The organism is Adlercreutzia sp. (assembly GCF_056795635.1).
On record NZ_JBQIIT010000004.1, the window covers coordinates 77,303 to 102,343 of the forward strand.

The window sequence follows — 25,041 nt, forward strand, 5'->3', positions numbered from 1 at the left end:
CCGCTGCTCAAGCGGCTGGAGGGCGCGGGCTGCATTGCCGTGCGCTCCGCCGAGCACAACGGGCGGCTGCGCAAGTACTATCGCGTCACGAAGGAGGGCCGCGCCCGCGTGGAGGCCTTTGTGGAGGAGTGGAACGAGGTGGAGGCCATCTATCGCTTTGTGCGGGAAGCCGCGGTCGGTGGCGCGTCTGCGACGGTCGCGCCTGCGGCTGCTGCGCCAGCAGCGACCGTCCCAGCTGCCCCGGCTGCTGCGCCATCGACGAAAACCCTCCGAACTGAAGGAGCTGCATCATGAACAAGCAGGAATATCTCGCCTCGTTGCGGGCAGCCCTGGCCTGCCTGCCCGAGAGCGAAATCGAGGAGTCGGTGGCCTTCTACACCGAGATGATCGACGATCGCGTCGCCGACGGCCTCACCGAGGAAGAGGCCACAGCCCAGCTGGACGACCCGAAGACCGCCGCGCGGGCCATCATCGCCGATTTGCCTGTGGTGCCGCGGACGGTGGTGCGCACCAAGCAGAAGAACCGCGCGTTGTACTGGACGCTCGTCATTCTGGGGTCGCCTCTGTGGCTCACGCTGCTGCTAGCTGCCGGTATGCTGGTGCTGGCGGGGCTGCTGACCATCTGGTGCCTCATCCTGGGGTTGTGGCTGTTGGCGGCGGGATTGCTGGCCGGCGGTCCGCTCGGCATCGGCGTGTGCCTGTGGGCGTTAGTCATGGGGCAGCCGGCCTATGGTGTGTTCGAGCTGGGATCGGGCCTTCTCTGCTTCGGCCTGGGGCTGTTCTGCTTGCACGGGGCCGTGGCGGCCAGCAAAACGCTCATGCAGGTGTCACGCCAGTGGATCGCGAAGGCCAAGGAGCCTTTCGTGAAGGTGAAAGAAGAGGGTGCAGCTGCGTTTGTCGGAAAGGAGCCCGTCCATGAATCTTAGCGAGAAATTCCCCTGGCTGACGTGGAAGAACGTCCACCTGGTGGCCGTGGCCTGCATTGCGGTCGGGGCCGTCATCCTCACGGTGGGCACGGCTATCGTCGGCCTCACCGTAGCCGGCCTCGAGAATCCCAGCTGGCAGGCCGTGGCGGACCTGTTGCGCTTTCCCGGAATACCCGGCGATACCTGCGGCATTCCCGCAGCCCCGACACCTCCCGAACCTCCGACGATTTCCTAGCTGCTAGCCATCTTCGGCCGACCGAGGCGCCTCAGAACACCCAAGGGAGTGCCGCGAGATTTCCCGGCACGTTCAAATGTGCCTCGAAGGCAGATAAGGACTCCCCCGATGCATTCCGGGAAACCTGTTCGCAGCAAGGGTCAATCTGTTATAATCCTCTCAAAAATGGAATTATATTCCAGATTTGAGAGGATTTTCATGTACATCCCTCGTGCCCTTGAATCTGTCGTTCGCCGCTACTCCGACTTTTTCAAAGTCGTCGTCGTCACCGGTCCGCGCCAGGTTGGGAAGACGACAATGCTTCGCCACCTTATGGAAGAGGACGAGATCGCTGGTCGCAGGCGCAACTACGTGACGCTGGACAACACCGCCGTGCGCCAGTTGGCGAGAGAGGATCCAGCGCTCTTCTTGCAACGCTACGAGCCTCCCGTCCTCATCGATGAGATTCAATACGCCCCCGAGCTGCTGCCGTTCATCAAGATCGCCGCCGATAACGCAAGTGAGAACGGGGGGTTTTGGCTCACGGGATCGCAGCCCTTCCACCTCATGCGCCACGTTTCCGAATCTCTGGCGGGGCGCGCGGGCATCATCGAGATGCTGGGGCTGTCGGATGCGGAACTTCAAGGCCGTCCCTCGGCCCCTTTCCTTCCGTCGCCCGACTACTTCACCGAGCGCGTAAAGGCCATGCCTGAGCGAACGGTGACTGAGGTGTTCGACCGCATCAGTGCCGGCTCTTTCCCAGGCATTTGCACTCTTCCGCTCGACATGCGTGCCGCCGCTTACGATTCCTACATCGACACCTACCTCATGCGCGATATTCGCGATCTGTCTCAAGTGGCCGACGAGCTGAAATTCCGGCGCTTTATGGCCGCCTGCGCGTCGCTTACTTCGAAGCCGGTGGTGTATGCCGAGTTGGCGCGCATCGCCGATATCGACCAGAAGACGGCCAAGGCGTGGCTCTCCCTCCTCGTGAGTTCTTATCTGGTCAAAATCGTGGAACCTTACGCGAACAACCTTATCAAGCGGTTGAGCAAGCAGCCCGTCATGCATTTCACCGACACAGGGCTGGCGGCTCACCTCGCCGGATGGAGTAGCGCGCGGTCCCTGGAAACAGGAGCGATGGGGGGCCTCGTGTTCGAGTCGTTCGTGTTCGGGGAGATATACAAAAGCTACTGCAACAACGGTATGACTGCACCGCTTTTCTTCTTCAAGACCAATGACAGGCAGGAGATTGATCTGCTTCTCGAGCGCGACGGGTGCTTGTTCCCCATTGAGGTGAAGAAGTCGGCGATGCCGCAGGCGAAAGACGTTCGCGCGTTCTCGGTCCTCGATGCCGCGAAAGTTCCGGCTGATTCAGCGTTGACCTCGTTCAAGCGCGAGGTGGGAACGGGGTCGCTTGTGTGTATGGCCGACGACACGTTCCCCGTGAACGAGCGCGCCTGGGCCTTCCCCGCCTGGGCGATTTGAGTTTTCGTTGGGGAGGGCACCCGAGTCCTGCCGTCCCGGCACCATCAGTTGCTGCAGCTGGTTTTGCCTGGTCATTGTAGCGAGGGGCGCTAACAGGATCCTATCGGAGTTTCGCCCGAGCGGGGGCAGGAGGCTCCTCAGGAATGGGGCACTGCGTCCGCAGTGGGCTCTATGGCCCCGAGGGGGGCGCTCCGCTCGTGAAACGCCGAGAGCCCGCGCAGGGTGGGCTCTCGGCTCAATAGGCCGGCGGCCTGCGAGGGGAGGGAAGCTGGCAGGCCGGCCGACAGCGGGAATGGCGTTTAGGCGTTGCCTGCGATGAACTTGCCGGTCAGGTAACCGTAGGTCATAGCGATGGAATGGCTCGCCCCTGCCAGAGTGGCCGGGTAATCGCCGAGGAAACGGCCGCCCTGGGTGTTGCCGATGGCATACAATCCGGGCAGCACGTTGAAGTTCTCATCGAGAACCTGGGCGTTCTTATTCGTAGAAAGACCGCTCATGGTCACCAGGCAGCGCAGAGAATCGTGCAGATCGCCACCCTCACCGTCCGTGACCTCCCACTTGATAGCGTAGAACGGCGCCTTCTTCAGGGCGAACATACGCTCGGCGGTTTTGCCGAAGTCTTCATCGCTGCCCGCTTCGGCCAGCTCGTTGTAACGCTCGATCTCGGCCTTCATCGTGGCGGCGACGGTCTCGTCAACCCCCAGGTTGGCGATTAGCTCATCAAGGGTATCACCTTTGGCCGAGGTCCACTCGTCCACCGATTCCACGACTTCAGGTGCGAGTTTGGTATAAGAGCCCAAACCCGACTGCATGTGGGTCGCCTGCTCGGCGAAGTCGCCATCGAAAATCTGGTAGACCAGGGTGCCGGGCTGGCGCAGCACGGCCGAACCGAAGTGGTCGTTGGTGAGGTCTTCGTTGATATAGCGCTCACCGTTGGCGTTGAGTTGCAGGAATGCCGCCACGCCCATCTTGCCCAGATCGCCGTGGGCCATGGCGCAGTGCGGCCCTTCTTCGATGTGGCCGCCGGCCCAGTGCCCCATGAGCATGCCATCGCCCTGATCGCTGTATTCGCCATTCACGTCAGCATGGGGGTAGGTGAAGGTGAACTTCTCCTTCAGGTTGTAGATCCACGGCATATAGTGGGCCAAAAGCTCGTCATTGCGCACGTAGCCGCCGGTGGCCAATACCACGCCGCGTGTACCGTTAACCTGGGTATATTCGCCCGTGGTCACGTCCTCGAAGATGACGCCGACAATGCGTCCCGCGTCATCTTTTACCAGTTGGCGGGCGCGAGCGTTGAAAATGGCCTCGACATTGCCCGTATCTAAGGCCTTCTGGAAATTGGCCATCATGATGGGCTTGTGGCCCTTTTCGGGAGTGCGGAACGAGAGGGTTCCCGTGAACACGCGCTCATGGTCGACGCCGTAGCGATAGGGCGCATAGATGTTGTTGTTCCCCACGTAGTACTGGGTTTCCTGATCGAGCTTATCGCCGCCGGGCACCTCCCACAGAAGGCCGTCGTAGGCGCCGGCGTACTAGTCGAAGGCCTCGCCGCAATGGTCGGCCCAGCGCTTGAGTACGCGGAAGTCGGCGCGATGGCCGCATTGGATCATCATCTCGTTCACCAGCTCGGTGGTATCGACGTCCTCAATGCCCATCATGCGCGCATTGTCGGTGTTGAAGGCGGCGAACTGGGAGGAACGGGCGTGTCGGTGGCGGCCGCTTTCTGTTCCAATGCGGCGTTTACGTTGTTTTCCATTTTCATAGCGACGGTGTTTTGCGCCATCGCGTTTCGCTATGGTGTGAATGCGCTCTGGCTGTTTGGCATCACCCAAGCGGCGTTGACCGCCGGCTCGTTTTTGGGCGCCGTGCTTCCCGAGGGCGCGTCGCTACTCGCCGTGCCAGAGGAGGCTACCGCTGCTGCCGTCGCCGTCCTTGTCGTGGTGCTGGTGGCCCTTTCCATGCTGTTGGTTTCGGATCGCGACTTCGAGACCACCTGGGGCGTGATGCCGCGAGAAGGGGCGGCAGACACGGCAATTTCGGTCTTGGCGGAGGAGGAGCGAGAGGCGCGGCGATGCGCAAAAGTGGCGAAGCGCTATGGCCTCACCCGTCGCGAGGAGGAGATTCTGCTGTTCATGATGCGCGGCTATACGTTTTCCCGCATCGCCTCCGAGTTGTATGTAGCGGAGTCGACCATGAAAACTCACTCGCGCCATATCTATCGAAAGGTCGGCGTGGCCAACCGTCAGGAATTGCAGGAGCTTTTGGGTGATTACCCTGTGTAGAGGCTCGCTGTGGCCTCGTCACAGTCAGGCTTTGTCGTGGATTTGTATTGCTCCGATGCGGGAGTTATTTGCGCTAATCTGGTAGTCATAGGACGGATAATCTTGTAGTAAGGTATCGAATATTCTGGTAGTCTATCAGCATGGTCCATCGCGACAAAGTCTGTGTTCTTCGAAGAGCTAGGTGATGCTATGATCCCGCGATCAATTTCTGCGACGTTGCGACGCAATCTGAGGCAGTTTCCCCTGGTATCGCTTACGGGCCCCCGTCAAAGTGGCAAGACTACGCTCTTGCGGTACGAGTTTCCCGAATACGCCTACGTCTCGCTCGAGGATCCTGATGCTCGCGCGTTGGCTCAAGACGATCCGCGCTCCTTTCTCTCGCTGTACGACTCCCATGCCATCTTCGACGAGGCTCAACGGGTTCCGGAGCTTTTTTCCTATCTTCAAGGAAAGGTGGACGAATCGGGGGCACCGGGACAGTACATCATCTCCGGCTCTCAGAACTTTCTTCTTATGGAGGCAATATCTCAATCTCTCGCGGGTCGTGTTGCCGTGCGGCATCTGCCACCCTTGTCCTATGGCGAAGTGAGAGGGACGGGCGGCCAGCCGCCGACTGTTGAGGAGTGGGTGGTGAAGGGCGGCTATCCGCGTCTGTATGATGTAGCGTTGAATCCTGACGAGTACTTCCCAAGCTATATTCAAACCTATTTGGATCGCGATGTCCGTCGTGAGCTCGGAGTTGTTAAACTCACAGAATTCAACCGTTTCATCGCCTTATGCGCATCGCGTATTGGCAACCTCGTGAACATTCAGTCTCTCGCAACGGAGTGCGGTATTAACGTGCGCACGGCGAAGGATTGGCTTTCGGTGTTGGAGCAGAGCTTCATCATTCATCTGCTACACCCCTATCATCGCAATTTCGGCAAACGACTCGTGAAAACGCCGAAGCTCTATTTCGCCGACACCGGTCTCGCCTGCTCCTTGTTGGGGATTGAGACCTCTGAGCAGTTTTTGACAAGTTATTTCAAAGGGACGCTTTTTGAAAACGCTGTGGTTTCCGAGTTGTTGAAGGGGGTCTATGCCCAGGGGAAGATTCCCAGCATCTATTTTTGGCGGGATTCTTCTGGTCGCGAGATCGATGTGATTGTTGAAAAGGGCGGTTCAATTCAACGGGCCATTGAGATTAAGGCCTCGGCCACTTACAGCCCCAAGTTTTTCGCAACGCTTGATGTGCTCGGTGATGTACTTGGCGTTCTTCCGGAGGCCCGTGAAGTCGTTTACTCAGGCACCGACACGCTGAAGACCCGTCATGGTGTGGTCAGGTCTTTTGCTGATTTGGCGTGAGCTGACGGGTCTTCCCAGCCTGGGCGATTTGAGTTTTCGTTGAAGTGGAGCGCGAAACGCGCTCGCGGCCTAAGCCTCCAGGGCCTCTGCCCAGGCGGCTTCCTTGAAGCCGGGGATGGCGGTGGCGGCGGTCACCAGCAGCGGGCGCTTCACGAGCATGCCGTTGGTGGCTAGCAGGTCGTACTGCTCGGCCTCGGACAGGGCGGGCAGCTTCTTCGACAGCTCCATCTCGCGGTACAGCATGCCGCTCGTATTGAAGAAGCGCTTGAGGGGCAGCCCGCTCCGCTCATGCCAGGTGCGCAACTCGTCGGCCGTGGGGTTGTCCTCCACGATATGGCGGTCGGTGTAGGCCGCGCCCCGCTCGTCAAGCCATCGCTTCGCCTTCTGACAGGTGGAGCACTTCGGGTATTCCAAAAACAAAACGCTCGTGGTCATGGGGTTCTCCTTCGTCGGGATGCGTGAATGGCGCGGGATGTCGTTACGTGAGGCGCGGCGCTCAGCGCGGCTGCGGGACGGTGCTGCGCAGACTGCGGATCGGGTGCGGTTCCTGCGACGACGATCGCGCCCGTCTTCATGGTAGCGGAGATGCGGCCCGTGTGGAAGAGCATTTCGCCTAGGCGCCGCCGGTGCGCTCGTTCACGAGGTTGATGAGCTCCTGCTTGGAGTGAATGCCCAGCTTGCGGTAGATGGTCTTTGCGTACCATTGCACGGTGCCGAGCGCCAGGAACAGCACTTCCGATATGTGCTTCTGGCTGTTGCCATGGGCGATGAGGGCCATGATCTCCGCCTCGCGGGCCGAGAGATCCGCCTCGGCGGCCAGGGCGGCGCAGGCATCCTCGAAGCTGGGGTGATCGCTCTCGTCATCCTCCCGCTCGCTCTCAGATTCGTCGGTTTGAGCAAGGGCGTGCAACTCGCTGGCGGTGAGGCGGTGGTTGGCGAAGGCGAGCACGGAGACGAGCACGACCATGGACATGAGGATAACCGCCGGCACCACATCCACCTCGGTCAGGCCGAGGGAGGCGATGATGCGCGGGAACACGAGTCGCTGCAGGGCGATAGGCAGCACCTTGAACACGACCATGCCCAGCCCCACTACCAAGACGGGTGAGACGCGGTCGTTCTTCACGAATTGGAACAGGATGAGGTAGGCGAGCACCTCGAAGCAGTTCAAGGCGCCGTGGGCAATGCCCAGACCGGCGTAGGTGGCGGCTCCCTGAAGGCCTATGATCATCATGGCGCCGAGCAGGAACAGGCCGGCGGCTGGTATCCAGGTGTTGCGGTAGCCCTGCTCGAGCGACGCGCCGCGCCGGGCCGATATGAGGCAGTAGGCCATGACGCAGGCAATGCTCGCGCAGCGGGCGAGCAGTTCGCCGAAGGGCACGTCCTTATCCAGGTTGAAGTACAGGCCGGTGACGATGCGGCCGCCGATGAGCAGCACGGCGAGAAGTCCCAATAGCACGAAGGGGGCATGGCCCAAGGCGCTGAGATCGTGGCTGAACCGGGGCAGAGCGTGGTCGGCCGACACCTTCGAGACCGCGAACCAGCAGATGCCCGACAGGGCCGCCGACAGGCCGCAGAGGGCCATGCGCCCCTCCATGGGCAGGAAGTTCCCCATGGTGAGGGCAGCGTAGCCAATGGCCGAAGCGAACAGGAGCACCATGGTCTGGCGCGGAACCAGGGTGGCGAGCCGGATAATCCAGCCGAGCATGAGGCTCACGTAGCTGACCGACAGAAGGAACGTCGCCGTCAGCGCCAGGGGCAGCGAGTACCCTACGGTGAATCCAGCAAGCAGCGCCCCATAGCCTGCCAATCCCAAAAGCACGAGCCCCAACACGACTGGACGATGCTGGGCGATGAATCGCTCGACGGGACGTCGGGCCACGGCGGCGGCTAAGAACAGCAGGAAGCAGAAGCCGAGGATGGTCTCATTGGCGTAGGAATAGGCCCGGGCCTCGGGAAAGAACCCCGCCATCATGACCGGCGGGAAAAACACCCAACTGAAGACGAGCCCTATGAGGGCCAGCGCGAACTGACGCTTCCTTAATGTGACCAACACCCCAACCCCTCGATAGCAACCATGGCGCTCTTGCGCGGAAGTCCGGGCTCAAACCCTGCGGCTCCGCATCCCCTGCGCCCGGGGATTCTGCCCCTCCATTCTACCCGAAACCACGGGGTGGGGAAACGGGGCGGCAAAGGTGAGGGAAAGGGACTTCTCGGAGAGGAAAGAGGACGGTTTGAGAGTGCGATCAGGCAATTCTTTGTCAACCCCCTGCTTTTATGGGGCCTGTAGGGGACGGGGTGGCGGGAAATTCACCATGAAACATGAGGTGCTTTCCGGATTGTGCGGTGAAACAATCGGGACTGTGCCGCGAACAAGTTCCAATTCATGGGCGAACGGGGCACGGCACAGAAGAGAACCCGAAACGAACCAATGAGGGGAAAGGAAGGGACGCATCATGAAAGCAAGGAAAATGGTGGTTGCGGTTGCGACGCTGGCGCTGATGGGCGCCATGGCGTGCGTGGCTGCCGCGTGCAGCCCCAGCGGGCAGGAGATGAGCGAGACGGGCGGGGGCGACTGGGAGGCCGTCATGGCCGAGCACCCCGATGATCCCTACGTGGCCAGCTATGAGGCCGAGGATCCGGCGACGCTCATCACCATGCACAAGAAGCTGGGCAACACCTGCGAGAGCTGCCACGATGACGCCGTTGTGGACGAGGTGGGCAACTTCACCGAGCTGGTGGGCCCGTCGGAGGAGACCATCGCCACGCGCGAGTTCTGCCTGAACGACGGCTGCCACAGCTGGGAGAAGATCGTGGACACCACCATTCTCGATGGCGACAAGACCGTCTACAACCCCGAGGGCCTCTACAACGTGCACGACAACCACCGCGGCGACGTGGATTGCGGCCAGTGCCATTCCATGCACGGCCAGCCGACGCTGAACTGCGTGCAGTGCCATTACATGGATCTGCCCGAGGGTTGGGACGGATTCGAGTAGGAATTACGGAAGGAAGGGAACTATCATGACGCAAGAACTTTCTCGCCGCAGCTTCCTGCTCGGCTCCACTACCCTGGGCGCCGCTGCCCTGGCTGCAAGCACCCTGGGGCTCGCTCCCCAGATGGCTCACGCCGACGAGGCCGATGACGCCGAGGCGCCGGCAGAGGTGTCTGCCACCTATGACTGCGACTTCGTCGTGTGCGGCTCGGGCACGGCGGGCCTGTGCGCCGCCAACCGCGCGGCTGAATTGGGGGCCAAGGTCATTCTCGTGGACGTGAACACCGAGAACGGCGTGGGCGGCAATTCCCGCTACGTCGAGAACATCGGCAACGTGGCTATGGGCACTGACAACGCCCTGGAGAACGTGGGCGCGGCCGACCATTACTACGACGGTCTGGCCAGCTACCATCGCTACGCCTCGAGCACCACGGTGACGCGCCGCTATGCCAACGATGGCGAGAAGGTGCGCGCCTGGACGACGGACTTCCAGGGCATCACCTACAACAAGAAGGGCAAGTACGACCACGGCGAGGATGGCACCTCGGGCGGTATGACCGCCATCATGAAGATGTACCAGCTGGCCCAGGACCAGGGCGTGCAGTTCCTCTTCGACGCCCGGGCCTATCAGCTGCTCGTGGATGACGCGGGCGCGGTGGCCGGCGTGCTGTGCAAGAGCCGCACCGGAGAGATCATCCAGGTGAACGCCAAGGCCGTGGATCTGTGCACCGGCGGTTTCGCAGCCAACAAGGAGATGTTCGAGCGCTACACCAACGTGCCCTACGAGTGCGTGATTCCCCGCGGCTCCATGGGCACCCAGCGCGGTGACGGCATCACCATGGGCCTTGAGCTCGACGCCCTGCTGCACCATCCGGAGGCGGTGAACTACTGCAGCTGGATCCTGCCCGGCCACTACAACAAGAGCGCGCTCACCGTGTGCGGCGTGAATCAGGCCGACGAGGTGTTCCTGAACCAGGAGGGGCGCCGCTTCTGCGATGAGAGCGTCATCAAGGACTGGACGCTGTCCGGCAACATCGGCTCCCAGCAACAGCATGTCTATGCCATCATCGACCAGGCCTTCGTGGAGAAGATCAAGACTGAGGGCGTGACGACCCGCCGTGCCAACTACTACGAGCCGGGCGAGCCGGTGCCGGGATTCCAGGACGAACTGGATGCGGCTACCCAGCGCGACAACCCCCGCGTGTTCAAGGCCGACACCATCGAGGAGCTCGGCGAGATGCTGGGCATCGATCCGACGGCCCTCAAGGCCGAGATGGACAAGTACAACGGCTACTGCGACGAGGGCGCTGACCACGACTTCCTGAAGGCGCCGGAGTTCCTGCGCAAGATGGACACGCCGCCCTTCTACGGCTTCCGCTGCCTGTTGGCCTTCTACGGCACCGTGGGCGGCCTGAAGGTGGACGAGTACGCCCGCGTCATCCGTCGGGACTTCAAGCCCATTCTCGGTCTGTATGCCGGCGGTTCCGATGCCGGCGGTCTGTTCGGCCCCTACTACGACGTATCCTGCGCCCCCGGCTCCACCCAGCTGTGGGCCCGCGTGTCCGGCTACTGGGCGGCCGAGCATGCCGTGAACGAGTACCTGCCCACGGCGTAAAGCCCCGAGGCGACGGCATCTCTCCTGCCTGCCAACGAATCTTCCGGGCCCCGCTGGCGCTTCCCCGTTAGCCAGCGGGGCCCGTGCGTTTGATGGGGACTGTAGCGGGCGATGCGGTAATTCGCCTTAATGCCACCTGCTGTATTTATTCATTTTTTCTAACTTTACTCATAAAGTAAAATTAGTTAAAATTGTATAAAGTTAGGAGGCGAATATGGAATTGCCCGCACAGATTCTCGGGTTTCCCCTCAAAAAGGGAGAGCCTATTGACGCGAAGGGACTCCCGTTCTTTTTCTCTACGCTGTTTTCCATTGTTGAAGGAAGTCTGGGGGAGACCGAATGTCTTTTCGTGATGCCGCGGGGTGAAGTAAAGCTTACGCCGCTCTTGAAAGCAGTGGAACGGCTGCAATCTGACTTTCTGAAGCCGTGCGTGGTCGCCTCCGACCAACTGAGCCTGTACCAGATACAGCGGCTGACCGAGGAGCGCATCGCCTGGGTTGCTTCAGCGGAGCGCTTCTTCGTGCCATTTTTGGGGCTCGCTGTGATGAGCAGCATGAAGAAGCATCGGCCGAAGACTCGAATTCTGAGCCCCCAAGCCCAACGGGTGGCCGGCCGTATTCTCGATCAGTCCTGGGCGGGTAAATCGACGAGTGATGTGGCGGCGCTGATGGAAAAAAGCTTGCCGAGCGTCTCGAATTACTTTGCGGAAATTTCCGCTCGAAGCCCCGAAGTTTTTGTCATAGAGGGTCGCACGCGACGTATTTCTCCCCTCTCAGCCGCCCAGCAACGCGAAGTGTGGGACAAGCTTAAAGAGGCGCTTGCGTCCCCCTGTCTTGATCGCTTCTATGTGAAGCGGCCCAAAGAGGCGGGGGCATTAGGGGAGCTCTGCTGCGCTCGAGCGGGTTTGACGGCTTTGAGTTCCCTGACGATGCTGGGCGACGATCCGTGGCCGACCTATGCGATGTACGGCTCCGATGCGCTAGATCGCCTTGAGGCTGCTGGAGTTGTGCGAGTCGATGAAGGGGATGGCCCCGATGCGCTTATTGAGCTGTGGTCCCATGACGTGGAGACCGTAGATGGGTTCGTTCGCGATGTGCCGCTGTTTCTTTCCCTCCGCGATAGGAAGGGAGAGGATCCCCGCTTGGACGAAGCGTTGGAAGTTCTAGAGAGGAGAATTGGTCTGTGAGCGTCCATGGTATCGAGCTCTTCCGCGAGGCCTTCGAGCCGTTTGCGACTTCCTATGCTCTGATTGGCGGCAGCGCCTGTGACCTGCTCTTCGATCGCGAGGGACTCAGGTTTCGGGCAACGAAGGACTTGGATATCGTCGTGCTCTCCCATCGACCGAGTAGGGAGTTCGGCGAAGTGTTTTGGGATTTTGTTCTCAAGGCCGGCTATACGTGCGGGTGGAGGAACAGCGAGAGGGTTCATTTCTATCGCTTTACCGATCCGGAGAACGTCGCCTATCCCGCGATGATCGAGTTATTTTCTCGCCATCCCGATTTCCCTTTGCACGATGAGCGGGCAATCGTTGCTCCTCTTCCTCTGGAAGAAGACATCTCAAGCTTATCGGCCATTATTTTGGATGACGACTACTTCGGCTTTCTTGCGGATGGCCTTGATCGCGTTGAGGGGCTGAGCGTTGTCGATACGGCCCATATCATTCCCCTTAAGGTGAGAGCCCACATTGATTTGAGCGAGCGCAAACAACGGGGCGATCACGTGAATGAACGGGATTTGAAAAAGCATCGCAAGGATGTACTCCAGCTACTGTCGCTGCTTCCCGCCGGGATGTCGGTCGAGGTGGGAGGGCGGATTCGCGCCGACTTGAGGACATTTGTTGACGATATGCGCGATTCCGGCCTGCGGGTGGATCAGCTTGGCCTTGGTATGGATCTTTGCGAGGCTCTGCAGTTGCTGTCGACGGTGTACGGACTGGATATATAGGGGGCGCCCATGTGCCATCGGTTTGAGATGCTGAGCGGGGAAGAGGCCGGTGCGGTGGTGGACTGGCTGCGGGCGGTACGACGGGCGCTCGCCGAGGGGCGGGGCGCCGCGTCCGTGATGCCTCCGGTGTTCGGGCGGCCAGCCGCGATGCCCTTGGAGGCCATCGACTGCTATCCGGGGCGCGAAAGCCCGGTCATTGTGGCGGAGGGCGAGGGGGCCAACGGCGACGGGGCACTTGATGGCAAGGATGTTCCGCGTGCCTGGGGCGGCGGTAGCGACTTCGCGACGGTGAGCCTGGTCTGGGGCATCGAGGTGCCCTGGAAGCGGGGACCGGTGTTCAATGCTCGCATCGAATCGGCGCTGTCGGGCTCGGGTATGTGGCATGAGGCCATGGAGCGTGGTCGCTGCATCGTGCCCGTGCGGGCCTTCTACGAAACCCGGAGCCGCGAGGGCACTCCCGGCGCGGGGGCGGTCGGGGAAGGCGCGGCGGCATCGGTCCAGGGTGCGGCCGACGACCCTCCCGAGCTAACTCGCGGAGCGGTGGCCGACATCGAGCAGGGCATTCTGGGCCTGGAGGACGCCCCGGCGGCCGGTGCGCGCCCCCGCGGACGGCGTCCTCAGTACCGGTTCGCGGCCGCGGGTGGAACGGCGCTGTTGCTGGCCGGCCTGCGCATCGGCGACCGCTTCGCGCTTGTGACCTGCGAGCCCGATGTCGTCGTGGGAACGGTGCATCATCGCATGCCCCTGTCGCTCACGGCCCCCGAGGCTCTGGCTTGGCTCGCTGCCGCCGATGCGCGGTCCCTGCTCAACCGCGCCCCCATTCCCCTGACCGCCACCGAGGAGCCCGCGCCCGTTAAGACCCCGAAGCAGCCTGCCGACCCCGATCAGATGTCGCTGTTCTAACCGGGCCGCCTGCTATTCCGGTCGCGGGCTCATGAGGTGCTCGACGCTGTGGAGTGTCATGGATCCCAGCAGCTGGGCGGCATCTTCCACCGGCACCACTTTCCCTGCTCGTACCCACTGGCGGTAGCACTCCAAGGCCATATTGCGGATGAGGGCGCACACCAGTTCCTCGCTATGGGAATCGATGCCCTCGCGCCAGAACAGCTCGTCGGCGAAGGCGCGGTAGCGGTCCATCTGGGTGGCGTAGATGCGCTCGCCGAAGTCGTAGAAGCTCGGCGAGCACACGAGCCGCTCGATCATGGGCGGTTGGGCGGCCAGGTAGCGGAAGAAGCGCCGCGCATGGCCGTCCATGTCCCACGGATCGTCGGGGGTCTTCTCGTAATAGGCGAAGAACTCGTCCATGATGCCGTTCATGATCTCGTCGTAGAACGCCTCGATGGTCTCGTAGTGCAGATAGAACGTCTTGCGGTTGATGCCGGCGCGGTCGGTGAGGGCCTTCACGGTGATCTTGTCGAGGGTCGTCTCGGCGATCAGCTCCTCGAAGGCTCCGCGCAGGGCGTTGCGCGTGCGCACGACGCGCAGATCGCTCTTCTTGTCCGTCATGGCCCCTCCTTGCGGTGTTCTTTCGGCTCCCCGTATCTTAACGGCTTGCGCACCTCGGGGAACATACCTGTTTATGCCCACTTTCCAGAAAGTGCGGCATAAGCCACGCGCCCTGGTAAATGGGCAGTGATTTCTCTGTTGACGCTCCGTAGACTGCACCCCAGAAACCGCCCTGCCCGGGGAAGGCGCGGGCGGAGGCACGAGAGAAGCCTAGGAGCAGGAGGATATCATGGAGCAGAGATTTGACGGCGCCAAGCTCAGCCGTCGCAGCTTCCTGAAAACAGCTGCGGCAGTGGGCACGGCCGGATTCGCCGGAACGAGTCTGACGGGTGTGGCTCTAGGAGCGGCCCCGGCTGAAAAGGCCGTCGGCGAGACGCTCGGCTACACGTACCACAATGAGCACTGCCTGTGCAACTGCATGCTGCAATGCACCGTGCGCGACGGGCGTTTGGCCATGATCCAGCCGCGCGAGAACGAGGACAAGCGCTTCCAAAACGTATGCCTGAAGGGCATCTCCGAAGTGCAGAACATTTACGGCGACGCCCGCATCCAGCGTCCCATGAAGCGCGTGGGCGAGCGCGGAAGCGGCGAGTTCGAGGCTATCAGCTGGGACGAGGCCTTCCAAATGATCGCCGAGAATTTCAAGGCCATTCAGGACAAGTATGGCAAGGAGGCGCTGTGGATCCAGTTCTCCACGGAGGCCTCCCAGCGCTTCCCACCGCTGCTGCCGAGCGTGCTGGGAGCTCAGACGAGCAGCATGAATGGGTATGATTTAGGTCAGGGCAACGGCCAGTTTCAGGCATTTTCTCCATGGATCGGTCTGTTCGCTCAAAACACCATCTGGCAGTGGGATGAGGCTGCGGTGGTGCTGATGGCAAATTGCAATCTGGTTGAGACGAGCTTGACTTGGGCTCGCGCCATGATGAATGCCCAGGAAGCGGGTACGAAGATCATTTGCCTCGATCCGCGTTTTAGTCCGACGGCCAGCAAGGCGGATCAGTGGGTTGGCCTGCGCGCTGGTACCGATCCGGCGTTCTTCCTCGGCATGACTAAGTACATCTTGGATGAAGAGCTGTACGACCGCGAGCATGTGCTGGCTCACACCGCGCTGCCGTTCTTGATTGATCCCGAAACGGGACTCTGCCTGGCCGATGTGGCCGAAGCGGTGGATCCGGAAACCGGCGAACCGGTGGAAGTGAAGACTTTCTATATGTGGGACGAAGCGACGAACGCGGCGGTGCCCCACACCACCGAGGGTGCGACTCCGGCATTGGAAGGCGAGTTCACTGTGAACGGCAAGCGCTACGTTACTCAGTTCACGCGCTTGCGGAAGGACATGGAGCCCTATACGCTGGAATGGGCTTCCGCGACCTGCGATGTTCCGGTTGAGGTTATAGTCGACGTGGCTACCCAGTACGCGAAGGGCCCCTCCATTATTTGCAACAGCGTCGGCGGTATAGACAAGTTCTATAACAACGATGTGGCCGGCCACTGCTACGTGCTCATTGCCTCGTTGACGGGGAACTACGGCAAGCGCGGCACGGGTTGCGGCATCTACGGCTACCATGTGACCCCCTACGAGGCGGCGCTGGGCGCTTGGGTGCTGCCCGAGGGCATGGCGCCGGTGAGCACTCAGGGCTTCTTCGATGTGGTGAAGGACAACGCCGTTCACGGCGCGATGTTCTTCGGCGATATTCCCACCCAGAAGGCTGCGAACTGGAATAAGACTTTGGAATGGATTGATTCCCTGGACTTCGTGGCCTTGGCCGATATCTATCACAGCTCAGTGGCCGACTTCGTTGATCTGGTCCTGCCGGTGTGCAGCAAATTCGAGTGTGCTGATGAGGTGGGCGGCGTAAAGTGCGCCAACGCTCATATCTTGGCCAATTTGAAGGTGCTCGATCCGCTGTTCGAGAGCAAGTCGGACTTCTACATCGAGAAGGGCATCGCCGAGGCCATGGGGCTGGGCGATTTGTTCCCGGCCGATGGCGAAGAGTACGCCCGGGCGCTCCTGTCGAGCGACGATCCCCAGATGGCTGGCTTTACGCTGGAGACTTTGAAGGAGAACAACGGCGCCCAGCGACTGATTGGGTCGGAGGAGCTCCGAGTGCCGGAAATCGGTTTCGAATACACCACCCCCTCAGGCCGCCAAGAGCCTTACTACGAGAACATGCTGGAGTTCGGCCAGGCCTTCCCCGCTTGGGAGGCGCCTTGCGAGGCCTATCCGGAGAACCCGCTGCGCGAGAAATACCCGCTGCAGTTCAATCAGGCCCGCTCCCGCTTCCGCGTGCACTCGGCCTACTCGGGCGCGAAATGGATTCAGGAAGTGGCCGAGCCCTGCATCGAGCTGAACCCGGCCGATGCCGCCACCCGCGGTCTGGAAGACGGCGATGCGGTGGAGGTCTTCAACGATCGCGGCTCCTTCCGCACGGTGCTGCACCTGAACGAGGCCGTGCGTCCCGATAGCGCCTTCATGGTGGAGAGCACCTACCGCCAGTATTTGGACGGCACCATTATGCAGTCTGTCTCCAATGACCAGCTAAACGAGCGCGGCTATGTGATGCCCTTCGGCCCCATGATTCCCTTCAACGACACGCTCATCGAGATCAAGAAGGCTGGTGAATAGCCATGACGAAACTTGCTATTGGCATTAACCTGCACCGTTGCATCGGCTGCAACACCTGTGCCGTGGCGTGCAAGATGCAGAACAACGTGTCCGACGGCATGCTGTGGAACCGCGTGCTCACCGAGGGGTGCGAGCGCTTCGATAGTGCCGAGGGCACCTATCCGAACCTTTCGCGCACGTATCTGCCGTTGGCATGCCAGCACTGCGAGAACCCGGCGTGCGAGCGCGTGTGCCCCACGGGTGCCACTTATAAGGACGATAAGGGCCGCGTGGAAATCGACTACGACAAGTGCATCGGCTGCCGCATGTGCATGGCCGCCTGCCCCTACAGCGCCCGTACGTTCAACTGGAACGAGCCGGTGCGCGCGACCGGCGCTTCCTATGGAGACGCCCGCGTACCCGAGCGCGGCCGCGGCGTGATGGAGAAGTGCACGCTGTGCAAGGAGCGCACCGACGAGGGCGACGAGCCCATGTGCGTGCGCTGCTGCCCGGCCGATGCCCGCATCTTCGGCGATTTGGACGACCCGGATTCCGCCGTGTCGCGCCTGCGTCGCGAGCAGAGCGCCGAGGTGCTGTTGGAAGAGAAGGGCACGCGCCCGCAAGTCTTTTACGTTCGCTAGGGGAGGCGAGTTATGACTTCTTTGATGAAAAACCCGCTCGTGGTGGGCTCAGGCGCCATCGCTCTTGTGGGCATCGGCGTGTACGTGTATCAGCTGATGTTCGGCCTCGGCATCACGGGCATGAACAACTCCACGAGCTGGGGTTTGTATCTCACGTGCTTCATGTTCTTCGTGGGCCTGTCCGCCGGCGGCCTTATCGTGGCCTCCTCGGCTTCCATCTTCGGTATTAAGAAGTACAAGGTCGTGGCGCTGCCCGCCGTTATTCTGTCGCTCGTGTGCATCTGCTGCGCCGGCATCTGCGTGCTCGTGGATCTCGGCGGCATCCAGCGCATCTGGCGCATGTTCACGGGGCTGAACTTCATGTCGCCTCTGGCCTGGGACATGATTGTGATCACGTGCTACCTGGTGATCAACCTGGTGTATCTGTACTTCATGACTTCAAGCAAAGCCGACCCTTCCAAAGTGGCCGCGGTGTCGCGCTTCGCTCTGCCGGTGGCCATCCTCGTGCACTCCGTGACGGCGTGGATCTTCGGTCTGGAAGTGGCTCGCGAGGCGTGGCATACCGCCATCCTGGCGCCGATCTTCGTGGCCTCCGCGCTCGATTCCGGCTTGGCGCTTCTGGTGCTGGCTCTGCTTGGCCTGCGCTCTCGCGGTGTGTTCGAAACGAAGGACGAACTCCTCACGAGCTTGGCGGGGCTTCTGTGCACGTGCATTGCCGTGGACGCGTACTTCATCGGCTGTGAGATTCTGACGACCGCCTACAACGGCACCGAGGGTGGCATGGCCGTGATCAACACGCTGCTGTTTGGCGGCACCGCTCCGTTCTTCTGGTTCGAAGTGATCTGCGGCCTAGCCATTCCCTTCTGCCTGCTGGTATTCGAGAGGAACCGCCGCAACATGAAGGTGGTCGGCGTGGCTTCGGTGCTCGTAGTGACGGGTGTGTTCTGCAAGCGCTGCTGGCTCATGTTCACCGGCTTCGCGGTGCCCAACATCGCCGGGGGTCCGGGCATCACGCTCGGCACGACCGCGGCCCAGGCCAATGCGGCTGATATGTGGGCGACGGCGGGCGTGTATGCTCCCACGGTGCCCGAGATCGCGCTCACGGTGGGCATCTTCGCCCTGGGCCTGTGCGCCTTCACGGTGCTGTGCCAGAAGCTGCTAAGGAAGTAGCCGGCTTAAGGCGTTGGGGCGAAGCACGAGCGCCGAGGGCTTTCTCGCAGAGGGAATCCTCGGCGCCAATGTTCTCTCCGTCTCCTCCATGCGGAAGAGACAGTCCTTTGGGGCTGTCTCTTCTTTTTTGGGCGATGGAAGAATTTCCCTCTTGACCCTTCCGTTGCGTGAGGGTTTATCCTTGGTCTTGGCAAGGCGGAAACGGAAGGAGCAACGGTGGAAGCGGTTACCTATACGGTGGGGCAACTGGCGAAACTGGCCGGGGTGACTGTGCGGGCGCTGCATCACTACGAGGATGCGGGCCTGCTCAAGCCTGCGCGCACCGCCAGCGGCTACCGACGCTATAACTCCGCGGATGTCGCCCGGCTCCAGCAGGTTTTGCTACTGCGATCCTGCGGGCTCACCTTGGGCGAGATCGGCGCGGCCTTGGCCGACGAGGCCTTCGACTTCCACAGTGCGCTCACCGATCACCTTGCCACGTTGCGTGCACGACAACGAGAACTGGAAACCCTGGTGGGAACGGTGGAGAAGACCATCGCGTCCCTGGAAGGAAGAACTACGATGACTGATGCAGAACGATTCGAGGGCATGAAACAGCGTGCCATTGCCGAGAACGAGGAGCGCTACGGCGCCGAGGTGCGCGAGGCCTACGGGGACGATGCCATGGACGGGGCCAATGAGCGCCTGGTCTCTATGGATGAGGCGGAATGGCACGATGCCGAGGCCCTGGGCGCGGCCATTCTGGAGCAGCTGCGCGCTGCGATGGCCACTGGCAAGGCGGAAGGCCCCGAGGCGCAGAGGCTCTGCGCCATGCACGCCCGCTGGTTGCAGATGCACTGGGGGCCGGGTACCTACAGTCCGGCGGCCCACAGTGCCCTGGCCGAGGGTTACGTCGCCGACCCGCGTTTCACGGCCTATTATGACGACGCAGCGGGCGAGGGGGCGACGGCGTTTCTGCGTGATGCGCTCGTGGCCTGGTGCGCGGAGCAGGCGTAAGAGCAGATCGGCGACGTGACGGCAACGATCCGTTGAGGAAGGGCCCGCGACCAGGCGTTGCGGGCCCTTCCGTCTTCTACAATCGAGGGAGTTGCCGCCCCTCCCTCACGAAAGAAGATCGCGCCATGGCCGAACCGTCTTCCCCCGCTGCCTCGGCGGCCAGCCGTCCCTCGGCCGCTCCGCATACTGCCCCTTCCGAGGCCCCGACCGCCGCGCAACCGTTGGCCACTTCGGGCGCTGCCGCCGCGCAGTCGGCGTCGAGCCGCTCCGCGACTGCCGCGCAATCTGCCTCCTGCGCGGCTCCAACCGCTGTCGAATCGCCCTCGGACCGCCCCGCGACCGCTGCGCAATCCCCCGTATCCCACGGGCTGCATGGCCGTGCGCTCGCTCTCGTATTCTTCGGGCTTTTGCTGGCCATGTTCATCAGCTCGCTGTCCGAGACCATTGCCTCCACGGCTCTGCCCACCATTGTGGGCGACCTCAATGGCGTGGAGATCATGCAGTGGGTGTCCACCGCCTACATTCTCACTTCCACGCTTACCATGCCCGTGTATGGCAAGCTGGGGGATCTCATCGGGCGCAAGCGCCTGCTCATGACCGCGCTTGGGCTGTACGCGGCGGGCAAGGTGCTGTGCGGGCTGGCCGTGAACATGGAGATGCTCATCGGCGGCCGTCTCGTCTCGGGCTTGGGCGGTGGCGGTCTCATCATCCTGTCCCAGGCGGCTCTTTCCGACGTGGTGCCCCCGCGCAAGCTGGGCACGTACATGGGCATCATCGGCGCGGTGTTCGCCGTGTCGAATGTGCTGGGGCCGGTGATGGGCGGCTGGTTCGTGCAGGTGACGGGTTGGCGCGGCATCTTCTGGTTCACGGTGCCCGTGGCCCTGTTGGCCGTGGTGGTGCTCGGCTTCACGCTGCCCAAGGACGAGAAGCCCTTCGGGCGCACGCCCCTGGATTGGCCCGGCATGATGGCCATGACCGTGGCCGTTACCTCGCTGGTGTTGGCCATGGCCTGGGGCGGCACGCTGGTTCCCTGGGGCAGTTTGCCCTTTATGGGCCTGGTGGCCCTGGCCGTCGGTTCCGCGGTGGTGTTCGTGCTGATCGAGCGCCGCGCCGCCGAGCCCATCATTCCCCTGGGTCTGTTCCGCAATCGCAATTTCGTACTCTGCTCCGCCACGGGGCTGTTGCTGAACATCAGCTTCATGGGGGCGCTCAACTACCTGCCCACGTACTTCCAAATTGTGGACAACCTCGCGCCGGAAGTGGCCGGCCTCGTGTGCACGGCGACGAGCGCGGGCATCCTCATCACCTCGACGGCCACCGGCTGGATCGCCTCGAAGACGGGTCGCTATAAGCCCATGCTCATCGCCATGTGCGTGGTGAGCGCCGCCGGCCTGTTCCTGCTGTCGCGCCTGGAGGTGCATACGGCTCTGTGGGTGCCGGTGCTGTACCTCTTCGTGCTCGGTTTCGGCATGGGGCTGGGGATGCAGCTGCTGGTGCTCGTGGTGCAGAACGAATTTCCCCACGTCATGGTGGGAACGGCTACGGCGGCCAACAACTTTTTCCGGCAGATCGGGGCCTCGGTGGGCACGGCGCTCGTGGGGGCGCTGTTCACCATGCGTCTGACGGCCGATGTGGCCGCGAGCATCTCCCACGTGGATAACCTGTCCCTCGCCACGTTGACGCCCCAAGTGGTGGACAAGCTGCCGACGGCCACGCAGATGGTCATTGCCCAGGGCTACTCCGATGCGTTGCTGCCCCTGTTCCTCTGGTTCGTGCCGCTGATGCTGGCGTGCCTGATTATGATGCTGTTCCTGAAGAACCACTCCCTCGCCACGACTATCAACCACGGGGGCGCGGGTCGGGAGTCCTAGGCCGCGAGCTGCCGCAGGAAAGAGCGCACGAGGGCCTCGGCCTGGCGACGGCGGTCGGTAGCGGGGTCGGTGAGCAGGTGCAGGGTGAGGCCGTCCAGCAGAGCGTGCAGGTGGGCGCCCTGAAGGGAGCGGTCATCGGGGGCGATTGCGGGCGCCGATGCCGGGGCAGCTATGGCGGCGCTGTTGGCGCCGATGCCGCGGCTGCTCGATGCGGCTGCCAGCTGTTCGGCGCAGCGGCGGCAGAAGGATACCAGAAGCTCATCCATCTTGCGGGCGTAGGGGGCCAAAGCTGGATTGACGAGGGCGGCGGTGGAGAACGCGGCCCACACACGGGCCTCGGCCTCCCGCTCATCATCGAGGGGCAGCAGCTGGAAGAGCATTGCGGCAATGGCTTCTGTGGCTTCGTCGCCGTCGTTGTCTTCCGGCAGCCCGTCCAGGGCCGTTATGCGCTCGGTGACTCGTTGCACAATCAGCTCCATGGCGAATTGCTGCAAGGCGGCTTGGGTGGGGAAGGAGTGCTGAATGGCCCCCGTGGACAGCCCGCATTCCGCCGCCACGGCGCGCACGGTGGCAGCTTCGAGGCCGCTGCGGGCGGCAATGGCCAACACGGCTTCGGCAATGGATGCGCGGCGAGCCTGCTCGTCGATGATCTTGGGCATGGGTGCTCCTCGGGGTAGGGCGCGGCGCGTTCGTCGCGGTTGCCGGATAGGGTCTTCCATTCTAATACAAGTGTAATATAATACATTCGTATTATAAAAGAGAGTCGGAGGCACCATGGAGTTAACGGTATGCGAGAACGGGCAGAAGTCGGGCGATTTTTTGCGTCCAGCCAAGGGGGCCGACGTATTCTGGCGGGGTCTGTTCGGCATCGGCCACGGCGGCTCGTCCTACGTGGTAGAGGTGGACTTCTTCGATATTCGCGAGAAGGTGCGCCTCTATCGCGATGGCCGCTTGGTAGACGAGCAGAAGTCTCCGGCCCGATTCGCGCTGGGCGATGGGGCCGTTATCGAGGCGGCCATGGCGCTTTACGGCATGAAGCGGGCGCACCTTGTTGAGGGTGGCCGGGCCCGGGCGCTGCTGCCCTTGCCGGGTACGGCCGAGGCACTGCGGTTCGCCTTCGACCGCGAGCATCCCGTGGCGAGCCGCGCCATTGCCGTTGGGGCTTGGACGGTGCTCGCCATCGCGCTCGTCACGCAATTTCCCCACCTGCTGAACAGCCTGGCGAATGGGGCGGCGTGGCTGGGATTCCCCCTGGGCTTCTCGGTGCCGACGCTGCCGCTGCCGGAATGGTTGAACACGACGCTCGGGGTTCTGGGCATCGTGGCCGGGCTCGATCGCGGCCTGCGCATGGTGCACAACCCGCTCATCGACGATTAATCCTCGCGGTTGATTTCGCGTTCAATGAGGCGATTCGCAAGGCCGAAGGCCTGGATGCGTCGGCGCGCCAGGGTGATTTGGGATTTGTAGCGGTTCGGATCGTCCTTGGCCTCAAGGGTCTCTAAGGTGGCCCGTAGCTTATGCAGGGTGGAATCAATCTGGCGCCGTGCCTTGGCCAGCTCCTCGGGGCTCGGCGGTAGCTCCAGGTGCAGCAAGGGGTAGGGCTCGCCCTGGCCGTCGGTTTCCGATCGACCGATAACGTGCCAGCCGCAGTGCTCGTAAAAGCCGCGGGCCTGGGGGTTCTGCTCGTTCACGTCCAGAAGGCGTGCGCCCAGGCTCTGTGCCGCGAACGTGAGGAGCGTCCGGCCGATGCCTTGGCCCCGGGCGGACGGATCCACGAAGAGCATCTCCAGGGTTTCGCCATCCACGCCGGCGAAACCGAGGGGCGCGCCAGTCCCGTCAGTGGCTATGGCCAGCTGGCTCACACCCTGCAGGGCGTCGGGCACATAGGTGGCGATGCGGTCGATGTCGGCGGGGCCGAGGAAATCGTGGGTCGCCTCCACGGAGCGGCGCCACAGGGCGAACAGCCGGCTCATCAGTTCTGGCGTGCGCTTCTGCACAAGGACGATGTCCATGACGGTCCTTTCAAGGAGACAGCGGGAAAAGCCAGCATACGCCAAACCGCCCGACGGGGGAAGTGCTGCCTTCCCTAATGCGAGAGGGCGTGGCCGCTCGCGCCATCTTTCCCGCGGCGGTCCCTCGTGAACAGGAAGAGGGCCAGGAACGAAACGACGACGATGCTCGTGCCGATGGCGCAGACGGCTTGCAGGTGGATGGCCGGAATGCCTACGAGCATACCGATAATGTAGGGCACGAGCCACGCCAGCCACACCACGGTGCTGAAGGTGTGGAAGCGCTGTTGGGCGCGCTGGCTGCCGCGGCGGTAGGTGATCGTGGCCCACAGGGCGTGCACGAGCATGAGCCCGATGGCGATGACGCCGGTGAGGGCGTGAATGCTGAAGCCAGTGGCCGCCGATTGGCTGGCAATGTGGCTCATGGTGAGGGTGCCCGTGGTGTCGCAGGCCAGGCCGGCCCAGAACAGCAACACGTATTTCAGGCTCAGAGTGCCATGGCGGCGCTCGCCGAAAACGCCCCAGGTGTAGAAGACGAGCGCCAGGGAAATGGTCACGGTGGCGAAAATCAGTTCTGGAGACATATGGATCCTTCCTGTGGCAGGTCGCGCGCAATGGGCGCGCCGTTATTATGAACACTGTTCATTAATGAACGATGTTCATAATAGAAAGGAAGGGCGCCTGTGGCAAGGATAATCGGGCGAGTTCGCACGGTTTCCACAGTTTCGTTGCCGAGCGTTCGTTCATAATGAACATGATTCATCGTCCGAGAGAGAAGGTGGCCATGGGCAACCGTCCCGTCATCAGCAAAGAGCAGATTCTGGATGCGGCCTACGAGATTGCCACGACCCGGGGGCTCGGGGCGCTGAGCATTCGCGCGGTGGCTGGCGCGTGCGGCGTGGCCGTGGGCACGGTGTACAACTCATATCCCACGAAGTCCGATCTCGTCAACGATGTGGTGGGTCGCTTCTGGCAGCGGGCGTTCACTGATCGTATGGGGTGCTGTGCGGCGGAAGACGGCGAGGCTGCTCTCGGTTCATGCGATTTCGTGAACTTTTGCCGCCAGCTGGCTGGCGAGATGGCTCGGGCCCTCGAAGAGTTTCGTAGTGATTTTCTCGAGGGGCTGACGGCGATGGGTGCCTACGATCTTGCCGTGGCCCGTCGGCGGGAGGCCGCGAGCTTCGCCCACGTGCGGCGCGGTTTGCAGGTGGCGCTCGAGCGCGATGCGGCTGTGCGTCGCGAGCGGCTGGTGGGCCCGCTTGCCCCCGAGCCTCTCTGTAACCTCATTTGGAACACCATGGTGGAGGCTGCCCGCCATCAAAAGCCGCTCGACGAAACCTTGTTCGCGCTGCTCCGAACCGCTCTCTATTAGCTGTTGGTCCGGTCGCGGCCCTCAATGGTCCAGCGGAGATCGCCTACGGGACCTCCGCG

26 protein-coding genes are annotated in these 25,041 nt (G+C 62.3%); 18 read left to right on the forward strand and 8 right to left on the reverse strand.

Annotated features, from left to right (window positions below):
* The 4 genes from ACTOXK_RS03440 to ACTOXK_RS03455 all read left to right on the forward strand — a co-directional run.
* Positions 1-294 (forward strand): PadR family transcriptional regulator (locus tag ACTOXK_RS03440; RefSeq protein ID WP_482277498.1); only part of this gene is annotated, 294 nt, incomplete at its 5' end.
* Complete coding sequence (locus tag ACTOXK_RS03445) at positions 291-926, forward strand: DUF1700 domain-containing protein (RefSeq protein WP_482277499.1); 636 nt, start codon at positions 291-293, stop codon at positions 924-926. The genes ACTOXK_RS03440 and ACTOXK_RS03445, both read left to right, overlap by 4 nt.
* A complete protein-coding gene (locus ACTOXK_RS03450; RefSeq protein ID WP_482277500.1) occupies positions 916-1,161 on the forward strand; it encodes a hypothetical protein in 246 nt (81 codons plus the stop codon). The genes ACTOXK_RS03445 and ACTOXK_RS03450 overlap by 11 nt, the downstream gene beginning before the upstream one ends.
* Before the next feature lie 198 nt (positions 1,162-1,359).
* A complete protein-coding gene (locus ACTOXK_RS03455) occupies positions 1,360-2,628 on the forward strand; it encodes an ATP-binding protein (protein ID WP_482277501.1) in 1,269 nt (422 codons plus the stop codon).
* Between the two features lie 299 nt (positions 2,629-2,927).
* On the opposite strand, the gene ACTOXK_RS03460 is transcribed toward ACTOXK_RS03455, so the two are convergent.
* The gene (locus tag ACTOXK_RS03460; protein ID WP_482277502.1) at positions 2,928-4,130 is read right to left on the reverse strand and encodes an FAD-binding protein; all 1,203 of its coding nucleotides are present in this window, start codon (positions 4,128-4,130) and stop codon (positions 2,928-2,930) included.
* Between the two features lie 33 nt (positions 4,131-4,163).
* Positions 4,164-4,289, reverse strand: coding sequence for a hypothetical protein (locus ACTOXK_RS03465; RefSeq protein ID WP_482277503.1), 126 nt, complete (start codon positions 4,287-4,289; stop codon positions 4,164-4,166).
* Between the two features lie 45 nt (positions 4,290-4,334).
* On the opposite strand from ACTOXK_RS03465, the gene ACTOXK_RS03470 reads away from it, so the two are divergent.
* Both ACTOXK_RS03470 and ACTOXK_RS03475 read left to right on the forward strand, forming a co-directional pair.
* Complete coding sequence (locus ACTOXK_RS03470) at positions 4,335-4,913, forward strand: helix-turn-helix transcriptional regulator (protein ID WP_482277504.1); 579 nt, start codon at positions 4,335-4,337, stop codon at positions 4,911-4,913.
* A gap of 189 nt (positions 4,914-5,102) precedes the next feature.
* Complete coding sequence (locus tag ACTOXK_RS03475) at positions 5,103-6,257, forward strand: ATP-binding protein (protein ID WP_482279436.1); 1,155 nt, start codon at positions 5,103-5,105, stop codon at positions 6,255-6,257.
* A 69-nt stretch (positions 6,258-6,326) separates the two neighbouring features.
* On the opposite strand, the gene ACTOXK_RS03480 is transcribed toward ACTOXK_RS03475, so the two are convergent.
* Together ACTOXK_RS03480 and ACTOXK_RS03485 are read right to left on the reverse strand one after the other, a co-directional pair.
* Positions 6,327-6,692 (reverse strand): arsenate reductase family protein, encoded by a 366-nt coding sequence (locus ACTOXK_RS03480; RefSeq protein ID WP_482277506.1) that lies wholly within the window; start codon positions 6,690-6,692, stop codon positions 6,327-6,329.
* A gap of 178 nt (positions 6,693-6,870) precedes the next feature.
* On the reverse strand, positions 6,871-8,313 hold the full coding sequence (locus tag ACTOXK_RS03485) for a helix-turn-helix domain-containing protein (RefSeq protein ID WP_482277507.1): 1,443 nt from the start codon (positions 8,311-8,313) through the stop codon (positions 6,871-6,873).
* 400 nt (positions 8,314-8,713) lie between these two features.
* Here ACTOXK_RS03485 and ACTOXK_RS03490 point away from each other — a divergent pair, with 400 nt between their 5' ends.
* The 5 genes from ACTOXK_RS03490 to ACTOXK_RS03510 all read left to right on the forward strand — a co-directional run bounded on the left by ACTOXK_RS03490 (position 8,714) and on the right by ACTOXK_RS03510 (position 13,715).
* Positions 8,714-9,256 carry a cytochrome c3 family protein gene (locus ACTOXK_RS03490; protein WP_482277508.1) on the forward strand — a complete coding sequence of 181 codons (543 nt, stop codon included), beginning with the start codon at positions 8,714-8,716 and terminating at the stop codon, positions 9,254-9,256.
* Between the two features lie 25 nt (positions 9,257-9,281).
* Positions 9,282-10,868 (forward strand): FAD-dependent oxidoreductase, encoded by a 1,587-nt coding sequence (locus tag ACTOXK_RS03495; RefSeq protein ID WP_482277509.1) that lies wholly within the window; start codon positions 9,282-9,284, stop codon positions 10,866-10,868.
* Positions 10,869-11,082: 214 nt separating this feature from the next.
* Positions 11,083-12,054 carry a hypothetical protein gene (locus ACTOXK_RS03500; RefSeq protein WP_482277510.1) on the forward strand — a complete coding sequence of 324 codons (972 nt, stop codon included), beginning with the start codon at positions 11,083-11,085 and terminating at the stop codon, positions 12,052-12,054.
* Positions 12,051-12,812, forward strand: coding sequence for a hypothetical protein (locus tag ACTOXK_RS03505; protein ID WP_482277511.1), 762 nt, complete (start codon positions 12,051-12,053; stop codon positions 12,810-12,812). Before ACTOXK_RS03500 ends, ACTOXK_RS03505 begins: the two co-directional genes overlap by 4 nt.
* Positions 12,813-12,821: 9 nt before the next feature.
* Positions 12,822-13,715: an SOS response-associated peptidase family protein gene (locus ACTOXK_RS03510; protein ID WP_482277512.1), complete on the forward strand. Its 894-nt coding sequence runs from the start codon at positions 12,822-12,824 to the stop codon at positions 13,713-13,715.
* A gap of 12 nt (positions 13,716-13,727) precedes the next feature.
* On the opposite strand, the gene ACTOXK_RS03515 is transcribed toward ACTOXK_RS03510, so the two are convergent.
* On the reverse strand, positions 13,728-14,318 hold the full coding sequence (locus ACTOXK_RS03515) for a TetR/AcrR family transcriptional regulator (protein ID WP_482277513.1): 591 nt from the start codon (positions 14,316-14,318) through the stop codon (positions 13,728-13,730).
* A 229-nt stretch (positions 14,319-14,547) separates the two neighbouring features.
* Between ACTOXK_RS03515 and ACTOXK_RS03520 the strand changes: the two genes are divergently transcribed.
* From ACTOXK_RS03520 to ACTOXK_RS03540, 5 genes are all read left to right on the forward strand, one after another.
* Complete coding sequence (locus ACTOXK_RS03520) at positions 14,548-16,944, forward strand: molybdopterin-dependent oxidoreductase (RefSeq protein WP_482277514.1); 2,397 nt, start codon at positions 14,548-14,550, stop codon at positions 16,942-16,944.
* A gap of 2 nt (positions 16,945-16,946) precedes the next feature.
* Entirely contained in the window at positions 16,947-17,564 is a 618-nt protein-coding gene (locus ACTOXK_RS03525; RefSeq protein ID WP_223901358.1) for a 4Fe-4S dicluster domain-containing protein, read from the forward strand.
* A gap of 12 nt (positions 17,565-17,576) precedes the next feature.
* A complete protein-coding gene (gene nrfD / locus ACTOXK_RS03530) occupies positions 17,577-18,734 on the forward strand; it encodes an NrfD/PsrC family molybdoenzyme membrane anchor subunit (RefSeq protein WP_482277515.1) in 1,158 nt (385 codons plus the stop codon).
* Positions 18,735-18,950: 216 nt separating this feature from the next.
* The gene (locus ACTOXK_RS03535) at positions 18,951-19,730 is read left to right on the forward strand and encodes a MerR family transcriptional regulator (protein WP_482277516.1); all 780 of its coding nucleotides are present in this window, start codon (positions 18,951-18,953) and stop codon (positions 19,728-19,730) included.
* Between the two features lie 125 nt (positions 19,731-19,855).
* Positions 19,856-21,601 carry an MFS transporter gene (locus ACTOXK_RS03540; protein WP_482277517.1) on the forward strand — a complete coding sequence of 582 codons (1,746 nt, stop codon included), beginning with the start codon at positions 19,856-19,858 and terminating at the stop codon, positions 21,599-21,601.
* On the opposite strand, the gene ACTOXK_RS03545 is transcribed toward ACTOXK_RS03540, so the two are convergent.
* Positions 21,598-22,260, reverse strand: coding sequence for a TetR/AcrR family transcriptional regulator (locus tag ACTOXK_RS03545; RefSeq protein WP_482277518.1), 663 nt, complete (start codon positions 22,258-22,260; stop codon positions 21,598-21,600). The genes ACTOXK_RS03540 and ACTOXK_RS03545 overlap by 4 nt on opposite strands.
* A 115-nt stretch (positions 22,261-22,375) precedes the next feature.
* Between ACTOXK_RS03545 and ACTOXK_RS03550 the strand changes: the two genes are divergently transcribed.
* Positions 22,376-22,978: a hypothetical protein gene (locus tag ACTOXK_RS03550; protein ID WP_482277519.1), complete on the forward strand. Its 603-nt coding sequence runs from the start codon at positions 22,376-22,378 to the stop codon at positions 22,976-22,978.
* Here the strand turns inward: ACTOXK_RS03550 and ACTOXK_RS03555 are convergent.
* The gene (locus ACTOXK_RS03555; protein ID WP_482277520.1) at positions 22,975-23,613 is read right to left on the reverse strand and encodes a GNAT family N-acetyltransferase; all 639 of its coding nucleotides are present in this window, start codon (positions 23,611-23,613) and stop codon (positions 22,975-22,977) included. The genes ACTOXK_RS03550 and ACTOXK_RS03555 overlap by 4 nt on opposite strands.
* 74 nt (positions 23,614-23,687) lie before the next feature.
* Positions 23,688-24,194, reverse strand: coding sequence for an HsmA family protein (locus tag ACTOXK_RS03560; protein WP_482277521.1), 507 nt, complete (start codon positions 24,192-24,194; stop codon positions 23,688-23,690).
* 200 nt (positions 24,195-24,394) lie between these two features.
* Here ACTOXK_RS03560 and ACTOXK_RS03565 point away from each other — a divergent pair, with 200 nt between their 5' ends.
* Complete coding sequence (locus tag ACTOXK_RS03565; RefSeq protein WP_482279483.1) at positions 24,395-24,982, forward strand: TetR/AcrR family transcriptional regulator; 588 nt, start codon at positions 24,395-24,397, stop codon at positions 24,980-24,982.
* Positions 24,983-25,041: the final 59 nt, after the last annotated feature.

What these genes read in the sequence shown, in the direction of transcription:
- ACTOXK_RS03445 (WP_482277499.1), top strand. Translation starts at nt 291, where the DNA reads ATGAACAAGCAGGAATATCTCGCCTCGTTGCGGGCAGCCCTGGCCTGC.
- ACTOXK_RS03450 (WP_482277500.1), top strand. Translation starts at nt 916, where the DNA reads ATGAATCTTAGCGAGAAATTCCCCTGGCTGACGTGGAAGAACGTCCAC.
- ACTOXK_RS03455 (WP_482277501.1), top strand. Translation starts at nt 1,360, where the DNA reads ATGTACATCCCTCGTGCCCTTGAATCTGTCGTTCGCCGCTACTCCGAC.
- ACTOXK_RS03465 (WP_482277503.1), bottom strand. Translation starts at nt 4,289, where the DNA reads ATGATGGGCATTGAGGACGTCGATACCACCGAGCTGGTGAACGAGATG.
- ACTOXK_RS03475 (WP_482279436.1), top strand. Translation starts at nt 5,103, where the DNA reads ATGATCCCGCGATCAATTTCTGCGACGTTGCGACGCAATCTGAGGCAG.
- ACTOXK_RS03480 (WP_482277506.1), bottom strand. Translation starts at nt 6,692, where the DNA reads ATGACCACGAGCGTTTTGTTTTTGGAATACCCGAAGTGCTCCACCTGT.
- ACTOXK_RS03490 (WP_482277508.1), top strand. Translation starts at nt 8,714, where the DNA reads ATGAAAGCAAGGAAAATGGTGGTTGCGGTTGCGACGCTGGCGCTGATG.
- ACTOXK_RS03495 (WP_482277509.1), top strand. Translation starts at nt 9,282, where the DNA reads ATGACGCAAGAACTTTCTCGCCGCAGCTTCCTGCTCGGCTCCACTACC.
- ACTOXK_RS03500 (WP_482277510.1), top strand. Translation starts at nt 11,083, where the DNA reads ATGGAATTGCCCGCACAGATTCTCGGGTTTCCCCTCAAAAAGGGAGAG.
- ACTOXK_RS03510 (WP_482277512.1), top strand. Translation starts at nt 12,822, where the DNA reads ATGTGCCATCGGTTTGAGATGCTGAGCGGGGAAGAGGCCGGTGCGGTG.
- ACTOXK_RS03515 (WP_482277513.1), bottom strand. Translation starts at nt 14,318, where the DNA reads ATGACGGACAAGAAGAGCGATCTGCGCGTCGTGCGCACGCGCAACGCC.
- ACTOXK_RS03520 (WP_482277514.1), top strand. Translation starts at nt 14,548, where the DNA reads ATGGAGCAGAGATTTGACGGCGCCAAGCTCAGCCGTCGCAGCTTCCTG.
- ACTOXK_RS03525 (WP_223901358.1), top strand. Translation starts at nt 16,947, where the DNA reads ATGACGAAACTTGCTATTGGCATTAACCTGCACCGTTGCATCGGCTGC.
- nrfD (WP_482277515.1), top strand. Translation starts at nt 17,577, where the DNA reads ATGACTTCTTTGATGAAAAACCCGCTCGTGGTGGGCTCAGGCGCCATC.
- ACTOXK_RS03540 (WP_482277517.1), top strand. Translation starts at nt 19,856, where the DNA reads ATGGCCGAACCGTCTTCCCCCGCTGCCTCGGCGGCCAGCCGTCCCTCG.
- ACTOXK_RS03545 (WP_482277518.1), bottom strand. Translation starts at nt 22,260, where the DNA reads ATGCCCAAGATCATCGACGAGCAGGCTCGCCGCGCATCCATTGCCGAA.
- ACTOXK_RS03550 (WP_482277519.1), top strand. Translation starts at nt 22,376, where the DNA reads ATGGAGTTAACGGTATGCGAGAACGGGCAGAAGTCGGGCGATTTTTTG.
- ACTOXK_RS03555 (WP_482277520.1), bottom strand. Translation starts at nt 23,613, where the DNA reads ATGGACATCGTCCTTGTGCAGAAGCGCACGCCAGAACTGATGAGCCGG.
- ACTOXK_RS03560 (WP_482277521.1), bottom strand. Translation starts at nt 24,194, where the DNA reads ATGTCTCCAGAACTGATTTTCGCCACCGTGACCATTTCCCTGGCGCTC.
- ACTOXK_RS03565 (WP_482279483.1), top strand. Translation starts at nt 24,395, where the DNA reads ATGGGCAACCGTCCCGTCATCAGCAAAGAGCAGATTCTGGATGCGGCC.